Below are 15,619 nucleotides of genomic sequence, written 5' to 3'. Positions count from 1 at the left end.
GCATGGGACACGCTTGGTTAGCGTCCTTTACAAAAGCAAGTCCGGTCTCCGGAGCCATCGTGCCCGGGAACCGGACTTGCTGCGTTATATCGTCTTATTCCCAATCGATCGGAATTTTTATTTTCACCGGTTCTTTAGGCTCTGGGGAATACTCATTAACGATCAGTTGAAATGTAAACCGGTCTGAAGGAAGCTTCGAATATTGCAGCTTGTAGGCGAACGAATCTCTGGAAAGCCGGACGGCATTTGGGGCGGAAACGAAACCTTTGCCCGATGAATCTTCCAAAATAAGAAAAGGTTTCTGATTCGCGGCATCGCTGGCTTCGTAATAGACCACCGTCGAGTCCTCCAAAAATTGGACATCAGTTATCGTAATCGTTCCTCCCCGAGCTCCCTTTAATGTGACCGGCAAGCTTCCGGGACCATGATAATCCGCATATTCCTCCCTCTGATGCAGCGTATTGGATTGCACGCTTGTCGAATCGTGTACCAGCAAAGTAACATAAGGAGGCTTCGGATTAATTTCGGAAAGCGGACTAAAGTTATTACCTATCCCGCCTGCGTTATCGAATCGAGTCTCAAGATCATCCTCCAAGAAATAAGATAAACTTCCCGAATGGTCTGTCTTGATCACAACTTGAGTGCCCACAGGAGTAAAGGTAATTTGATCGATCATAAATTTCTTATCCTCATAAGCGCCTGTAATTTGAGGCCGAACGATTTTGATAAACGGTTTGGTTTTGTCGAGCGACACCGGAACCGTAACATCCCAATTCCCGTCCGTCGTCCCGATTCGCCGGATCTCGATATGAAGCCGCGCATTCTCCGGCAGCGGTTCGGTATTGAACACCGTCGTCCCTATGAAAGTATGATCACCGGTTATTGTAAATGCATGTGTGCCTATCATCGCAGGGTGAGCATCTTCAAATTTGTACTTGTAATACACGGCGGCATCTTCTTCCTTAATCTTCTGCTTTTTTAGATAATCCACCTGATAATTGATTACGAATTGAATTCCGTCGTAGAACACCTCGGCAACGGTAAGCCGAATATCCTGATCCGTAACCGATACGTCAGTTGCCGTACCAAGATTTTGCTTCTCAATCTGATATAGCCCGCTGTCCATACCGCCTCGTACATTTTTATAGAACAAATCGATAAAAAATACTTTTTGCAGAGCAGCGCCTACGCTTGGGGAGTACAGGCCGACTCCCGTCAGCAGAATCGCGCAAACAATAACCGCATACCCTAGGATCATCCCCTTTTTCCGCAGCGTCATGCTCCCCTTGGCTGACGGCCGGCTTTTCCCGACGGATTGCTTGTGTAGCTCCCACAGCTCCTCAAACGTAAAGGAGGGCCCTAGCTGCTTCAAACGGCTTTGCACGCCCTCCGACGATTCCGTGGACCAATCCTGCGCTTTTCCCTTTTTATCGGTCTGCAAAGTCATTTAAGCCCCTCCTTGATCGACGTCAGTTGATAGCTCTCCGCATCGTCGTTCCTTAGCTGCTCAAGCGCCGCATGCAGCCTTGACTTGCATGTTCCCAGACGAATGTTCAACAGGGAGGCAGTCTCCTGCAAAGACAACCCGACATAGTAGACCAGAATAAGGACCTCTCTTCTTTTCGGAGACAAGCGGTTCACCACCTGCCATAGTTCGTGCTCGCTTTCGCTTTTTAGGATCAGATCCTCTACGGAATCCGTCCCGGCTTCAACCGGCAGTTGACCGAAAAAGGTAAGCCACCGCTGCTTGCGAAGCGTGCTCCGCACCATATTTAGCGTAATCCGATACAGCCACGGACGCAAAGGCTTGGCGGGATTGTATAAATGAAATTTCCGGTAAGCGCGCAAAAAGGTTTCCTGCGTAATGTCGTCAGCCAGCATGGCAGACTTGGTCATCATGAGGGCAATCCCGTAAACGTAGGGAGAATGTTCTTCAAACCAAGCCCGCGATTGCTCTTCCGAGATCAAATATTCCTTCAATGAACGATCCTCCGGTTCCCGTATTCATAGTAAATACGCCTTGAAAACGGAAATAGTTCGATTCGGCACAGATGTAACTTTTTTGTTACAAAATCCGCCTCTTTTCGCTATAAGATGAAGTCCTACGAGCTAACGAAAGAGGGAAAAATGATGCCATCACCGATCGAAGGAAAAAGCCGGTACATGCCCGGAATCGACGGCCTGCGGGCTCTGGCCGTACTAGCCGTCATCGCTTATCACCTTCACCCCGGGTGGGTACCCGGCGGGCTGCTCGGTGTCGGGATATTTTTCGTCCTGTCCGGTTATCTGATTACGGATTTGTTGATCGCCGAATGGCGAAGAGAAGGACGACTGAATCTGAAAAGCTTCTGGCTGCGGCGCTTCCGGCGGCTGCTTCCGGCCATGCTGGTCCTGCTCACGGCGGTTGCGGTGTGGATATGGATGATCGACCGCTCCCGGCTGCCTGCGCTTCAGGGAGACTTCCTGGCGGCGCTCACCTATGTCAGCAACTGGTGGCTGGTGTACCGCGAGGTGTCTTATTTCGAAAGCTTCGGCCCCCCTTCCCCGCTCGGCCATTTCTGGTCGCTTGCGGTGGAGGAGCAATTTTATTTGCTGTGGCCCTTGCTGTTGGCGCTCGGCCTGCGCTTGCAGCTCCGGCGGGGCTGGCTTGCCGGAGTCATGTTGGTCGGCGCAGCCGCTTCGGCAGCCGCCATGGCGCTGCTGTACGAGCCCGGCGCCGATCCGAGCCGGATTTATTACGGAACCGACACCAGAGCCTTCGGCCTGCTGATCGGAGCCGCGCTCGCGGTTGTCTGGCCGAGCGGAAAGCTCTCCGCCGGCACATCCGTCCGCATCAGGCGGATCGTGGATTGGGCCGGAACGGCTGGTCTGTTCGCCGTTCTGCTGATGATCGTCCAAAGCAGCCAGTACGACGCTTTCTTATATCAAGGCGGATTCGTCCTGTTGTCTCTGGCGGCGGCAGTCACGGTAGCGGCGCTTGTTCACCCGTCCGGCCAGCTCGGACGTATCTTGGGCTGGCATCCGCTGCGCTGGCTCGGCGTACGCTCTTACGGCATTTATTTGTGGCATTATCCCGTTATCATTCTGACCAGTCCGGCAAGCGGCAGCGACGGAATCAGCCTGGTGCGCGCCGCCCTACAGTTGACCGCTACCATCGGACTTGCGGCTTTGTCTTGGAAATTCGTTGAGGAGCCTATTCGTCGGGGAGGTATGAAAGCTTGGGGAACGCAGTTGCTCGGCTGGTACCGGAAACGGCTCCCGCAGCAGGGCATGCGCTGGGTCGTGTCGGGGATGCTCATTTTGTTCATCTCTGCTTCCTGCCTGGGAGAGAGCCCGCAGCCCCCCACCGTTACCAATGCCTTGGCCGAGGGGAGCGAAGGGATCGCTGCACCGGTGCCAGCGCCGACACCGCCCCTCCAGCCTGAACAAGGAACCGGGACGGGCACGGTAACGGAAGCGCCGGGTCCGAAAACGGATAAAGCTACCGAAGTCGTCGCTGAAACCGCCCCTCCCGTCGCCATGGAAGCCGCTCCTGAAGAAGAAGCGGGGGCAGGGATTACGGCGATCGGCGATTCGGTTCTGCTCGGCACCGCTGCGCAGTTGGAGAAGCAGCTGCCCGGTATCGTCATCGACGGCAAGGTTGGAAGACAACTGTCCCAGGCGCAAGAGGTCGTCGATCGGCTTCAGTCAAAAGGAAAGCTCGGCTCCCGGATCATCCTCGAGCTGGGCACGAACGGTGCGTTCTCCAAGAAGCAGTTGGAGTCGCTGCTGCACTCCCTTGCCGATGCGGAGCAGATCGTGCTGGTGAATACGCGCGTTCCCCGTCCATGGGAGGGAACGGTGAACGACATGCTGAAAGAAGCCTCCGGCCGCTTCGCCAATACGACACTCGTGGATTGGCATGCCGCAAGCGCGGGCAAAGCTTCCTTCTTCGCCTCCGATGGCGTCCATTTAAACACCGCAGGCTCGGAATATTACGCCTCGCTTCTGGCTAAGGCGGCGCGGGAGCCTCTAGGACCCAAATGACGCACCAAGACAGAGGCTGGACAGGCAACAGCCGGCGTATTTTCCGTAAACTAAGAAAACCACCGTCAGGTGTAGTCAACCTGAAGACGGTGGTTTCTGCGTTTCATAAAGGCCGATTCACCTTGGGAGTTTCGAAAAGAGTTGGCGGACAGAAGCTATTGAACATCGGCCTGTATCCACACTCTTCCCATCCACGTGTCGATTGAGTACCATCCGTTCCACTGCTCGTATGCCTGTACCTTTTGAGGCGTAAGTCCACCGACGGGAGCTTTGTCCAGAGGGCTTCGATACATCGCCGTATCCTTTGTAAGCTCAAGAAGCCGCTCCGCTTTTTGCACCTCAATCGGCATTTGTCCGGCGTCGACCCATTTGTCACCTGCCCAGGTGCTCACTTTGCGCCAATTGCCCCATACCGCGGAGGTTTGTACCGTTTGCGACGTCAGCGATAGCGCCGTGCGGATCATTTTACCGTTCCGCGATTCGTACAACCGGGCGGTTTCCGGCAAATAAATTCGCCCCTGCTGTTCCCGCTCCGTTCCTTCTGTCTGCGTAGCCATAAAGCTATTGATTCCATTCACGACACCCTGCGTCAATCGGTCCAAATAGCCGGCATCCGATAATTTCTCATCTTCCTCCGGGTTGGTCATGAACCCCATTTCTACCAAAATGCTTGGCACCTCCGACCAGTTGAATCCGGACAGGTCGGATCGCGGCACAATGCCTCGGGAAGCCGCTCCCGTAGCAGCCAGCACTTCGTTCAATACGTCCTGAGCGGCCTCTTTGCTTTGGGCGAATATCGGTTGGCTCCACTCGCTCCATGCAGGATATAGTAAGGAGATACCTTTCGTCTTCGGAGAGCCGTCCCCGTCGGCATGGACGCGAACCGCCAAATCGGCGCGCGCCTGGTTGCACATGGCCGCTCTTTCTTTGTTGGAGAGGTCCACTTCATGCGTGTCACGGGTCATGCGTACTTGATAACCGAGGGCTTCCAGCTTTGCTTTCATCAGCAGGGATGCCTCCAAGGTTACGACATATTCCGGCTTTTTCGTTTTCACGCCCCGGGTCCCCGAAGTTACCTTGGCCTTCATTTCCTTTGCCCCGGGACCTATGGGCTCAAGCTCGTTGTTCCCATACAGTTGATGACCGGGATCCAGACAAATGACCGGTTCCTTAGAATTTTTGGCTTCCGCACTGGCCGCCGGACCAATGGACGCACTTAATAGAAAGCCAGATATGATGACAATACATCCTAATCGGCGTATCATTGAAGCTTCCCCCTTTCGCTTACGATGCGTATTATGAATCATGTTCATTGCGCTTCCGTCCGCTTCTTATACGGTGTCCAGAAGTCTCCTCCCCAAGTATGGATCAAGACCCAATCATTCCACCGTTCCAATGTGCCGACCTTTTGAGGCGTCAGCTTGCCTGCCGGCTCCTGATTCTCCGCAGCGGGACGCTTGAATAAAAGCGTCGCGTCCTGCAACTCAATTTCTTGGACGAATTTCTCGGTGTGCCCTTGAAGGTAAGATGCCTTATCGAGATGGACCCACTTCGTGCCCAGCCAGGTCGATATCCGGAACCAATCCCCCATTCTGGCATCCGACACGACCGGTCCGGCGGGAGTCTCGCCCCCTGTAGGAAAAGATTCGTTGGGGCGGTTATACAGCTTGACCGATTCAAGCAGTTGAAGCTTATTCTCCACCGTCTCGATAGGATAGCGTTGTCGCGACAGCTTGTAGCCTTCCGAAGCCAAGTACAAGCCCATCGTCTGATTTTCCGCCCAAATGTCGGTAAACGTCCAGAGAGGCAGCGCCGTCTCCTCATGGTACGGCCCCAATTCAGCCGTAAAACCGGGGCGACCGAATTGAGCGATAAACCAGTCCGTAAATCCTCCCCCGGACGGATAATCCTCCGGCTTGACCAAGCTATATCCTGTCATACCACTTAGGGTTGCAGCCATTTTCCGGTCCCGCTCCAAATTCTCCGGCTTGGTATGAAAATGCCAATACAGGACACGCCCGGAAGTATGATACGATAAGGCAATTTCCGGATCGGCGTCGTAGGTAAACCGGATCATGCTTTGCGCTTCCGCCGTTTCCGCAGGCTCCGAGCCCTTGTAATTTTTATACATCGGATACTTGGTCGAGTAGCGAATTCCGGTCCATTCCGCGGGATACTGCCGGTTAATGTCTATACCTTGCGCATTGGCTTTCCATCGGCTGAAATCGGAGCTGCCGCCATTCATGCTTACTAGTCCGGACCTCGCGTCTTCGGGAAATGCGCCGGGCCCATTTTGCTGTAGCGTCACACCGTCCGGGTTTACCATCGGAACAAACCAGATCGAGCAGTGATCCAACAACTCCCGAACCACATAGTCGCCATATTTCATATTGTGCTCGTAGGCATAAGCATAGCGGTCGATCATATATAAAATGAGATTCGTCCCCATCCACTCTCTGGCGTGCTGAGACCCGTCAATCAGAACGGATGCTTCGCCTTTGCCCAGCTTGACCGCTATAATCTCCTTACCGTACGCGGTTTTGCCGATCGGCTTCACTTGAATTAGCTCCGGATAGGCTTCCGCCAGCTTACGGATATGCTCTGCCATTAAATCGTACGTGTAGGTTTGGTAAGGGCTTACAATTTCTTTGTTGACCGCCGGCTTCTCATCTGCAAAAACGCTCTCATTTCCCAAATAGCCGGTAGCGACGAAGAGCGCCATAACAGCTGCCGCTATCGTTGTTTTTCTCCGTTTTGAATGCAAACCCATCTCACCTGTCCCATTTCTATAGTCTCATATTAGGACTTATTAACTATTCATTGCTAGTTCATTATAATAGATTCACAACATAAAATATATGTTTTTTAGGTAAATTTCGACATTTTTCAACATTTTACCTGCGTAAAGAGAGGTAACACGATCCGCATTTTTCCGTGCTTGGCTGCATTGGCCGACAATAAGCGTCAGTGCCGTTCAAAGTTCGCCATGGCCTGCCCCATGAGCCGTAAGCACAAAAAAGAGTTGAGGACCAGAGCCTCAACTCTTTTTTGTGTCCGCCATAGTCAGATGAAGCGGATTATGATAAAATAAAAACACCAAGTTTCATTATATGATATTTGGTTTCATTAAATGAAACCAAAGGAGAGGTGACGATGGATCGGGATCGGAGTGTTAAAGCACGCGTTCAGGAGCAATTCGGCAAGCATGCGGAGAAATATGTGGCAAGCGAGGGACACGCGCAAGGAGACGACCTTGAGGTGATGCTTCAATGGCTCGATCCTCGGCCCGAGTGGCAGGTGCTCGATATCGCGACTGGCGGAGGCCATGCGGCCGGAAAGCTTTCTCCCTACGTTCGGCACATTGCCGCGACCGATTTGACCCGGCCTATGCTCGCCGCGGCGGCCGCTCACCTGACGGGCCGGGGATGCGATAACATTCTGTACACCGTTGCGGATGCGGAGCAATTGCCGTTCCTGGACGCCGCGTTCGATGCGGTCACCTGCCGGATCGCCGCGCATCATTTCCCGAATCCCGCGCTCTTCATGCAGGAAGCGGCGCGCGTGCTGAAGCCCGGAGGACGGTTCGTGTTCATCGACAACGTCGCCCCGGAGGACGATGCCTTGGCCGCCTTCATGAACCGCTTCGAGGCCATGCGCGACCCGAGCCATGTCCTCTGCCTGTCGGTCCGCGAATGGAAGGCGTTGGCCGAAGCGTCCGGACTGCACGTTGTTCAAGAGCAAATGGGCCGGAAGCGGCACGCTTTTCCGTCGTGGGTGCGGCGGACCGCCGATACGGAGGAGCAGGCGCGGCAGGTCGAACAGTTTATCCTTGGCGGCCCCGCTTCCAGCCGCGAATACTTTTCCGTGCAGGCCGACAAAGGCGCGGACGGGGCGCTGCAATCGCTGCAAATCGATGATTGGCGCGTCCTTCTGGAGAAACCGGCACAGCCGTAATGTCCATTCCAGCCCCTGCTAAGCAGGGTCCGGCTTTCCCGAGCCGCCGCCGGGGACACCATACGTCACATGGCTTTCGAACGACGGATTCAGCGGCACGATCATGATGTGCGTCTGTCCCGGTCGGAACGCGACTTCGCGGTCCTGCTCGTAATAGCGGACCGGATCGTTCATCTTATCCCGTCTCCACTCCAGCGATTTCACCTTGCCCTGCTGGAACAGCAACGCCGGACCTTTGCCGGTCAGCCGGACGTTGAGACGGCCTTCCTTATCCAACACCTTATGATCCGTACCCATCACGACCACATTGGAAGCGCTCAGCGGCTGATCGTTGTTCAGATCGGTATGCTTGCTGCCGTTGATCGACCGTTGGTATTTGCCGCTGGCCGCGTCATACTCGTAAGAAACGACATAGCTTTTCCACAAAAAGGTGATATCTACCTTGGGAGCGTCCTGCGCCGCCGTCCCCATCGCCCCGACTGCTTCCGCTTCGCTTTTTGCAAAGGCGTATACCGACCCCGTCGGACCTTGCTCGTCCAGCCCCCGCTTTTGCGCGCCTGCGCGGATGTTCTCCAGATTCGTATACAGGTTGTGCGGAGCTTTCCGCGACTTCTCCCGCCAGAAATAAGACCCGGCATTCGTAATCTCGTCCAGGTCGGCGATCTTCTCTTTCCCCAGCTGCTCATACGCATCCGGACTGCCGCCCGCATGCACCTGGATCGCTCCGAAGCTTTTGCCGATATCGATAAAATACGGCTGCGCACCGGACCGATCGGCTCCGCGAACGCGCTGCTCTGGAACAGCGCCACGAGCCGCGTCACCTCGCCTTCGGCCAGCACCTCGAACAAGACGTCCGCCTGTGTCAGCCCGCTTTGCGGCCGGGCCGCGGGATGGTTATTGATCATGACCATCACCGGCCGGGCCTCGCTTGGCTGCGGCAGCATCATCCCGGTCAGCGGCGCCTGATAGGCCGGCGGCTGAACCGGTGGCGTCGGCGGCGGGTCCGCGACGGGCTTCTCCGGCTCGACCGGCGCAGCAACGGGCTTGTCCGGCTGCCCGCCGCCCGTTAGGCTACAGCCCGCCGCCGTCACGGCGAGGCAGCCTGCCAGCAGCGCGAGCCTCCCCCGCCACCAGAACCGGCTCCATCTTCTCCATCCTCTTCGTTTCATACACGTCACCTCATCAGCATGTTCCTCTAGTAATCTATATTCTAGCGAGGCTTGATTTAGAAGCGATTTCGCGCAAAAAGACGAAAAATGTGCGCTTTTCATTATATTTAACGCATTTTCTTCCCAAAGGTTTCCAACCCCATCCGAATCTCCAAATAAGTCGCAGCAGGGAAAAAGGAAGAATTGTCGAAAATAACCATTTAGGATGCCGCCGTTGTCCGAAAGCGTAACGACCGGCTTGATCAGAACAGTACGTTTGCGGTTCGCTAGTCCCATCGCCATCAGGAGGTGTCTTATGATTGAAGTTCTTCCCCTGCTGCTGAACATCTTTATCATTATTTTATCGATCTTTTTTTATCAAATCGTTTGTCTCGACAAAGACAGGCCGGAGCGTACCAACCGGTGGTTTCTGCTCCTGTTCTGCATCGTAGCGATGGCGATGTGCATGGCGTTTCCGATTCGCTTGTTTTCCGGGCATATTTTCGACTTGCGCTATGTGCCGATTCTGCTTTGCTACTTGTACGGGGGCCACCGCAATCTGCTTTATATTTCCATCGCTTATCTCGCCTTCCGGTCGCTGCTCGGCGGAGAAGGCATAGTAACAACGGTGATCGTGTACGCGATTGTGTTTCCGCTAATGATCATCTTCGGTCCCTTTCGACCCGCCCAGCGCAAAATCAAGCGCGTACTCCACGGCACCGGTTTAGCCCTCGTCTGGGCGCTTACCGCCATCGTGTTCTCCAGCTTTCGTACCGGAAGGGAAGACCTTCTGATCAGTTGGTTTCTGATGTATTTAATCTTGGTTACGACCTTCACGATGGCGATGTCACTTTTTATTCTGGAGGGAATTTATGAAAAAATGAAGCTGCGCAAAGAAGTGGAGCGCGCGGAGAAAATGTATCTTGTCGGAGAGCTCGCCGCCTCATTTGCCCATGAAATCCGCAATCCGCTCACCGTTGTATGCGGCTTTTTGCAATTGATGGGCAAAAATCAGATTGCGGAAGAAGCCAAGCCCGATTACTTGCGTATGATGATCAACGAATTGGAGCGGGCCCAAGCGATCATCTCGGATTATTTGGCGATTGCCAAGCCGAAGACCGATTCGATCCAGCTTATCCAAGTTGAGCCGCTGCTGAGGCAAATCATCGAATTGATGTCCCCTTACGCGCTCATGAATACGGTCAGCATCGCCAGCTCCATCGAGCAGGGCCTTCAGCTCAAGGCCGATGCTTCCCGGCTCAACCAGTCGCTGATCAACATTGTCAAGAACGGCATTGAAGCGATGCCCGACGGGGGAACGTTGGAAATTAAAGCGTACCGGAGGCAAAGAAAGCTGTTGATTGAAATATCGGATCAAGGGATCGGCATGACCCCGGCGGAAATCGACCGGCTTGGCACCCCGTTTTATACGACCAAGGAAAAAGGCACCGGCATCGGTACGATGGTCGCGCTCGGCATCATCGGAAGCATGGGTGGCCGAACCGAAGTGCACAGCGAGAAGGGAGCCGGGACGACCTTCACGATCATTTTGCCCGTTCGGTCCAATGCCATCTCAGAATGAGCAGTAAGCTTGCGAACGGTCGATCAAGCGTGAGCGCTCGAAGGAAGCCCCCTCATGTGCATGTCCCGCCGACGGATTCAGCAGCTGCGCGGCCAAATCGGCCAGAGCGACTTCCGCGATGTCCGTGCGCACCGGTCCCCACGCCGCAGCATGGCTACGAACGTAGCTGACGGCTTCGCAAACGGACAGCCCCTTCAGCTTCAGAAAGACCGAAGTCCACCGCACGATATCGGCGTACGGCTGCGTGTTCGGCACGACGTATTCCGCCCAGCCGTTTACGCCGTAGGAGGACAGCTTAAGCAATCCGCAGTTGCAGTCGCGGCAATTGCCCGCGATGCGGGCCTCAATCAGCCGGCAGTCGAACCGGTATACCTCGATAAGCCCGATCCGGCTCGTCGACAAGACACCTTCGTTAACTTCGGGCAGGGGATCGCTTAATTTTAACATGAACATTTTCTCCTTTTTTAGGGAAATATGGGATATTTAAGTTTAATAAAAAAAAACAAAAAGAAGCCCAAGAGCAGAGAAACTCTACTCTCGGGCTTCTGCCACAGGAATTCACACAGGCTGCAGAGGCACGATCGTCGTTCTCTCTCAATCCGCTTACGAGGTTAGCTGTCGGATTCGGGCTTGAGAGTGCCCTACCCCAGCGCTTGCAAAACAAGCGCGAAAGGATTCACCCCATGAAACCGTCCTTCTTATCGGCGGTTTCGATTGGTTCCCCCGCTTCCCGGTTCGGGAATTCAGCGTTTGGCTTGGAATATCAAGTTGTTGACATGAATCATACGCCGGTTGCGGAGCAAAGTAAAATCCGAAACCGCACGCTATTTTTGATCTTTTTGCTTTTTTGGCGTGTGGAAACGGATTCATATGGAACCGGCATCGATTATCGATACAAAAGCTGCGCGATTCGCCGCTTTTCATCATTTTCAAGAAAATCGAAGAAATACAGAGATTCATGCAGAATAACGGAGATCGGCATCATCTTTCCCCTTCCAAATATATCCTAAGGCCGAATATGCGCTGCGGCGTTTCTTTACACTGGCTAAATCGCAGGCGTATGATACGACTCAAGTTGATTCGAAAATCCAATCACATCGCTTAATTTCCTTAACAGGAAAGCGGGGGAACCAAAACAAGCGATGCGGCGCACGCCGTGAAAGCCGTGCCGCCCATCGCATGGGGGTGAATCTCGAGCGCGCATGCCGCATATGCGCCAGAGTAGGGCGACTCTCACCGCCCGAACCCGTCAGCTAACCTCGTCAGCGTAGTCGAGAGAGGCATCGTTATTACGCGCAAGACACGGCTTGTTTCCGTGCCTTAGAAAGCCGCGGCGGAGCTCGTCTATTCCCCCGCAGGCTTCTTTCGCATTGCCTTCTCTCCTATATGCCTTAGGAGGAGAAAATCATGGAACAGGAACAGCAATACATTTTGGTCTCGGCTCCCAACAAACCCGGCGAAGCGTTTATCCGGCAGCTCAAATTCGGCAGCATCCCGTTTGCGGTCATCGTCAACAACAAAGCCGAACAGACCCGGCTGCAGGAGCTTGGGGTCGAGCGAATGGTGATGGTGGATACGAACGAGGAGAATACGTGGCTCATCCCCGAATGGCCCGTCGGCAAAGTGTTTTTGTTCGAGAACAGCCTAACCCTGTGCTGCCGCTATATCCGCATTTGCCGAACCTGGACCTCGGAACCGCTGTATGTCATTACGCAGTCGAACCATCCGCGCTTGATTTATAAAGGGCTTGGTGCCAACTACGTGATTTATACGAACACCGGCGAAGTATCCTTTCTGATTCATTCGGCGCACGAATAGCTAACTGAACATCCACGCCCCCAGACTCAGCGTTCCGTACTGATACTTCTGGTACAGCAGCTTCGCTCGTCGGCTGCGGTCCGCCGCTCCCATTGCGATTAGCAGAGGCGCGAAGTGCTCCGCCGTCGGCACGGCCAGAGAAGCATGCGGCGCCCGCCGCTCGTAATCGAACAAGGCATCCGAATCCCACACCGTAATCCGGTCGTACAGCCAGGCGTCGAATTGCTTCGCCCACAGCTCGGCGGCATCGTCCTGCCAATGCAGCGTGCCGGGATGATGCACCGTCCCGCCGCTGCCGACGATCATCATCCCCTCGCTGCGCAAAGCTTGCAGTGCGCGGCCGATCCGGTACTGCTCTTCCGGCACCAGCAGCGGATTCACGGACAAATGGACGACGGGCACGTCCGCCGCGGGGTGCATAAGCGAGAGCAGTGTCCATACGCCGTGATCGAGTCCCCGAGTATCGTCCAGAGCGCAGGCGATCCCTTCGGCATCGAGCAGCCGCCCAATGCCCATAGCAAGCAGAATATTCCCTTTTGCAGGGTACGAAATGCCGTATAGCTTCTCCGGAAATCCGAAAAAATCGTGCAGCGTATCCGGCTCGGCCGCCGCGCCGATCGTCTGCACTTCGCTTTCCCAATGGGCGCTGAATACGACAATCCCTGTGGGCTTCGGCAGCTGCGCCCCAAGCGATCTCAAGAAACGGGAATAGCTATGCGGCTCCGTCACAAGTGTCGGCAGGCCATGAGCGAGAAAAAAGGACGGGTACATTCGCGCATCATTCTCCTTTTCGATGACTGCTCCGGACGGCAAAGCCCTGCGGCTGTCGGGATGCTGTAACCATTATATCGTATTCATCCGCTGACGGGGTGGCGCCAACCCTCCTCAGCTCCAGAGCTCGATCCGGCTGGTCGATACGGCAATCGCACCGGCGTTGAACAGAACGGGCAGCTCCTCCTTCTTTTCGACAAAGCCGCCCAAAATGATATCGAGCCCCGTTTCATTTTTGATCAAATTCAATTTGGGATAAGAGAAGCTCGGTAAAATCTCGATATAGTCCGGCTTCACTTGAGCGGCCGAATTAATAATCGTGCGGATCGAGTGGGAGTCGATAATGAAGCCGCGCTGAATGGCGCTCAGCCCGTATTTTTTGGCGTGAAGCAGGCACGACGTCCGGGTGCTGATGATCCCGTCGATTTTGATCACCTTGGATAAAAAATGAATCGAAGCTTCGTCGTCTTTAATCCCCTTCACCATCTCCAAATGAAGGTATATTTTTTTGTTCGCTTGCTTGACCGCCCCTACGATGCTTTGTAATTGGATTAATTCCCCTTCCAGCAAAAAAATGACCTCGTGCGGCGAAGCGAGCGCCTTCTCCAATTCTTTAAATCCCCGGACAGCGGGAATCATGGTGTTCGGCTTCAACATAAAATCCTCCTTCGATAAAAATAGGAATTTTCTTCAAGTGCAGACGTTACGATCCTTTTTAACATACCCCGTCGGGAACCGGAAAACAAGCGAAACCGTGCTGCGGCCCTTCTCCTGAAGAAGGGTGCCACAGCACGGCCCGGTCACTGCTTATTCTTCGTCTTTCTCCCACAGCATTGTACGATCCACGGCTTTTTTCCAGCCCCGGTACAATTTCGCACGGGTCGGTTCGTCGATGCCCGGCTCGAATACGGTGTCGGAACCGGCGCGCGCCGCGATTTCCGCTTTATCCCAGATCCCGACGGCGATTCCTGCCATGTAAGCGGCACCAAGCGCAGTCGTTTCGGTAATTTGTGGTCTTTGTACGGCAACCCCGAGAATGTCCGCCTGGAATTGCATCAGCAGGTTGTTCGCGGTCGCCCCGCCGTCGACCCGCAGCGATTGAAGTTTCAAGCCGGAATCGATCTCCATCGCCCCCAATACGTCTTTCGTTTGGTAGGCCAGCGAATTCAGCGTAGCCCGGATGAGATGCTCCTTCTTCGTTCCGCGCGTTAAGCCGAAAATCGCGCCTCTTGCGTACATGTCCCAGTAAGGTGCCCCGAGTCCCGCAAAGGCCGGCACGACATAGACACCGTCCGTATCCTTAACTTTGCCCGCGTAATACTCGGAATCGGACGCCGAGTCGAACAGCTTCAGCCCGTCACGCAGCCATTGGACTGCCGCGCCGGCGATAAAGATGCTTCCTTCGAGCGCGTATTCCACCTTGCCGTCCATGCCCCAGGCGATCGTCGTCAGCAGCCCGGATTTCGATTCGACGGCCTTCGTGCCGGTATTCATCAGCATGAAGCAGCCGGTACCGTACGTGTTTTTCGCCATCCCCGATTCAAAGCACGTTTGTCCGAACAGCGCGGCATGCTGGTCCCCCGCCACACCCGCAATCGGGATTTCCGCGCCGCCGAACGTATGCGGATCAGTGGAGCCGTATACGCTTACCGACGGCTTGACCTCCGGCAGCATCGAATGCGGAATGTCCAGCTCCTGCAGCAGCTTTTCGTCCCAGCAGAGCTGCTTGATGTTATAAAGCATCGTACGGGAAGCGTTCGTGTAATCCGTCGCGTGCACTTTGCCCCGCGTCAAATTCCAGATGAGCCAAGTATCGACGGTGCCGAACAGCAGCTCCCCGCGGTTCGCCTTCTCCCTCGCCCCTTCGACGTGGTCCAGCATCCACTTGATTTTCGTTCCGGAGAAGTAAGCGTCTACAACGAGCCCCGTGTTCTCCCGGATGTAAGACTCCAAGCCTCTCTCCTTCAGCTCGTCGCAAAGCTCGGCGGTTCTGCGATCCTGCCAGACGATGGCGTTGTGAATCGGCCTTCCCGTATTTTTGTCCCAGATGACCGCCGTCTCCCGCTGGTTGGTAATCCCGATCGAGGCTATTTCCTGCGGGCGTACGCCTACCTTTTCCAGCACCTCGCGCGCAACTCCGCTTTGCGTTCCCCAAATTTCCATCGCGTCGTGCTCGACCCAGCCGGCTTTGGGGTAAATTTGCGTAAATTCTTTTTGCGCGGAACCGACGATGCTGCCGTAACGGTCGAACAAAATGGCGCGCGAGCTGGTCGTTCCTTGATCGAGCGCAAGCACATATTTTTTATCCATGATGATGCCC

Annotated in this window: 13 protein-coding genes, 1 pseudogene and 2 riboswitches; of the genes and pseudogenes, 4 read left to right on the top strand and 10 right to left on the bottom strand. The window is 54.7% G+C overall.

What is annotated here, in order from left to right; translation table 11 throughout:
* Window positions 1-94: 94 nt before the first annotated feature.
* Both PEL01S_RS22105 and PEL01S_RS22100 read right to left on the bottom strand, forming a co-directional pair.
* On the bottom strand, window positions 95-1,447 hold the full coding sequence (locus PEL01S_RS22105; RefSeq protein WP_127461876.1) for a DUF4179 domain-containing protein: 1,353 nt from the start codon (window positions 1,445-1,447) through the stop codon (window positions 95-97).
* Window positions 1,444-1,980 (bottom strand): RNA polymerase sigma factor, encoded by a 537-nt coding sequence (locus PEL01S_RS22100; RefSeq protein WP_127461875.1) that lies wholly within the window; start codon window positions 1,978-1,980, stop codon window positions 1,444-1,446. The genes PEL01S_RS22105 and PEL01S_RS22100 overlap by 4 nt, the downstream gene beginning before the upstream one ends.
* A 150-nt stretch (window positions 1,981-2,130) precedes the next feature.
* Here PEL01S_RS22100 and PEL01S_RS22095 point away from each other — a divergent pair, with 150 nt between their 5' ends.
* Window positions 2,131-4,026 carry an acyltransferase family protein gene (locus PEL01S_RS22095; RefSeq protein WP_127461874.1) on the top strand — a complete coding sequence of 632 codons (1,896 nt, stop codon included), beginning with the start codon at window positions 2,131-2,133 and terminating at the stop codon, window positions 4,024-4,026.
* 155 nt (window positions 4,027-4,181) lie between these two features.
* Here the strand turns inward: PEL01S_RS22095 and PEL01S_RS22090 are convergent, their stop codons facing one another.
* Together PEL01S_RS22090 and PEL01S_RS22085 are read right to left on the bottom strand one after the other, a co-directional pair.
* Complete coding sequence (locus tag PEL01S_RS22090; RefSeq protein WP_127461873.1) at window positions 4,182-5,291, bottom strand: N-acetylmuramoyl-L-alanine amidase family protein; 1,110 nt, start codon at window positions 5,289-5,291, stop codon at window positions 4,182-4,184.
* Between the two features lie 44 nt (window positions 5,292-5,335).
* The gene (locus PEL01S_RS22085; protein WP_163767473.1) at window positions 5,336-6,790 is read right to left on the bottom strand and encodes a M14 family zinc carboxypeptidase; all 1,455 of its coding nucleotides are present in this window, start codon (window positions 6,788-6,790) and stop codon (window positions 5,336-5,338) included.
* A gap of 389 nt (window positions 6,791-7,179) precedes the next feature.
* Here PEL01S_RS22085 and PEL01S_RS22080 point away from each other — a divergent pair, with 389 nt between their 5' ends.
* Window positions 7,180-7,980 (top strand): class I SAM-dependent methyltransferase, encoded by an 801-nt coding sequence (locus tag PEL01S_RS22080; protein WP_127461871.1) that lies wholly within the window; start codon window positions 7,180-7,182, stop codon window positions 7,978-7,980.
* Between the two features lie 18 nt (window positions 7,981-7,998).
* On the opposite strand, the gene PEL01S_RS35350 is transcribed toward PEL01S_RS22080, so the two are convergent.
* A complete protein-coding gene (locus PEL01S_RS35350) occupies window positions 7,999-8,451 on the bottom strand; it encodes a DUF3048 C-terminal domain-containing protein (RefSeq protein ID WP_239550995.1) in 453 nt (150 codons plus the stop codon).
* A gap of 126 nt (window positions 8,452-8,577) precedes the next feature.
* Window positions 8,578-8,885: pseudogene (locus PEL01S_RS35345) on the bottom strand (DUF3048 N-terminal domain-containing protein); the annotation flags it as partial.
* A gap of 559 nt (window positions 8,886-9,444) precedes the next feature.
* Between PEL01S_RS35345 and PEL01S_RS22070 the strand changes: the two are divergent.
* Window positions 9,445-10,710, top strand: coding sequence for an ATP-binding protein (locus PEL01S_RS22070; protein ID WP_063184346.1), 1,266 nt, complete (start codon window positions 9,445-9,447; stop codon window positions 10,708-10,710).
* Here the strand turns inward: PEL01S_RS22070 and PEL01S_RS22065 are convergent.
* Window positions 10,702-11,157 (bottom strand): hypothetical protein, encoded by a 456-nt coding sequence (locus PEL01S_RS22065; RefSeq protein ID WP_127461869.1) that lies wholly within the window; start codon window positions 11,155-11,157, stop codon window positions 10,702-10,704. The two genes, PEL01S_RS22070 and PEL01S_RS22065, sit on opposite strands and share 9 nt — an antisense overlap.
* 137 nt (window positions 11,158-11,294) lie before the next feature.
* Window positions 11,295-11,469: riboswitch (cyclic di-AMP (ydaO/yuaA leader) on the bottom strand.
* Window positions 11,470-11,798: 329 nt separating this feature from the next.
* A riboswitch (cyclic di-AMP (ydaO/yuaA leader) is annotated at window positions 11,799-11,993 on the top strand.
* A 124-nt stretch (window positions 11,994-12,117) separates the two neighbouring features.
* On the opposite strand from PEL01S_RS22065, the gene PEL01S_RS22055 reads away from it, so the two are divergent.
* Window positions 12,118-12,528, top strand: a complete 411-nt coding sequence (locus PEL01S_RS22055; RefSeq protein ID WP_127461867.1) for a hypothetical protein — start codon at window positions 12,118-12,120, stop codon at window positions 12,526-12,528.
* Here the strand turns inward: PEL01S_RS22055 and PEL01S_RS22050 are convergent, their stop codons facing one another.
* The 3 genes from PEL01S_RS22050 to glpK all read right to left on the bottom strand — a co-directional run bounded on the left by PEL01S_RS22050 (window position 12,529) and on the right by glpK (window position 15,609).
* Window positions 12,529-13,299, bottom strand: a complete 771-nt coding sequence (locus PEL01S_RS22050) for a DODA-type extradiol aromatic ring-opening family dioxygenase (protein WP_127461866.1) — start codon at window positions 13,297-13,299, stop codon at window positions 12,529-12,531. It abuts the gene before it with no gap.
* Between the two features lie 114 nt (window positions 13,300-13,413).
* Window positions 13,414-13,956, bottom strand: coding sequence for a glycerol-3-phosphate responsive antiterminator (locus PEL01S_RS22045; RefSeq protein ID WP_010497591.1), 543 nt, complete (start codon window positions 13,954-13,956; stop codon window positions 13,414-13,416).
* Between the two features lie 150 nt (window positions 13,957-14,106).
* Window positions 14,107-15,609 carry a glycerol kinase GlpK gene (glpK, locus tag PEL01S_RS22040; protein ID WP_127461865.1) on the bottom strand — a complete coding sequence of 501 codons (1,503 nt, stop codon included), beginning with the start codon at window positions 15,607-15,609 and terminating at the stop codon, window positions 14,107-14,109.
* Window positions 15,610-15,619: the final 10 nt, after the last annotated feature.

It is taken from the genome of Paenibacillus elgii NBRC 100335 (genome assembly GCF_004000865.1).
In the GTDB taxonomy this organism is placed as follows: domain Bacteria; phylum Bacillota; class Bacilli; order Paenibacillales; family NBRC-103111; genus Paenibacillus_G; species Paenibacillus_G elgii.
The sequence above is the reverse complement of the archived record's forward strand: the minus strand, read 5'-3'. Positions and strand labels throughout refer to the sequence as shown.

Bases quoted from the DNA above. Each gene is read 5' to 3' on its own strand.
- PEL01S_RS22055 (WP_127461867.1), top strand. From the start codon at position 12,118: ATGGAACAGGAACAGCAATACATTTTGGTCTCGGCTCCCAACAAACCC.
- PEL01S_RS22105 (WP_127461876.1), bottom strand. From the start codon at position 1,447: ATGACTTTGCAGACCGATAAAAAGGGAAAAGCGCAGGATTGGTCCACG.
- PEL01S_RS22050 (WP_127461866.1), bottom strand. From the start codon at position 13,299: ATGTACCCGTCCTTTTTTCTCGCTCATGGCCTGCCGACACTTGTGACG.
- PEL01S_RS35350 (WP_239550995.1), bottom strand. From the start codon at position 8,451: ATGGGGACGGCGGCGCAGGACGCTCCCAAGGTAGATATCACCTTTTTG.
- PEL01S_RS22065 (WP_127461869.1), bottom strand. From the start codon at position 11,157: ATGTTAAAATTAAGCGATCCCCTGCCCGAAGTTAACGAAGGTGTCTTG.
- PEL01S_RS22070 (WP_063184346.1), top strand. From the start codon at position 9,445: ATGATTGAAGTTCTTCCCCTGCTGCTGAACATCTTTATCATTATTTTA.
- glpK (WP_127461865.1), bottom strand. From the start codon at position 15,609: ATGGATAAAAAATATGTGCTTGCGCTCGATCAAGGAACGACCAGCTCG.
- PEL01S_RS22095 (WP_127461874.1), top strand. From the start codon at position 2,131: ATGCCATCACCGATCGAAGGAAAAAGCCGGTACATGCCCGGAATCGAC.
- PEL01S_RS22080 (WP_127461871.1), top strand. From the start codon at position 7,180: ATGGATCGGGATCGGAGTGTTAAAGCACGCGTTCAGGAGCAATTCGGC.
- PEL01S_RS22090 (WP_127461873.1), bottom strand. From the start codon at position 5,291: ATGATACGCCGATTAGGATGTATTGTCATCATATCTGGCTTTCTATTA.
- PEL01S_RS22045 (WP_010497591.1), bottom strand. From the start codon at position 13,956: ATGTTGAAGCCGAACACCATGATTCCCGCTGTCCGGGGATTTAAAGAA.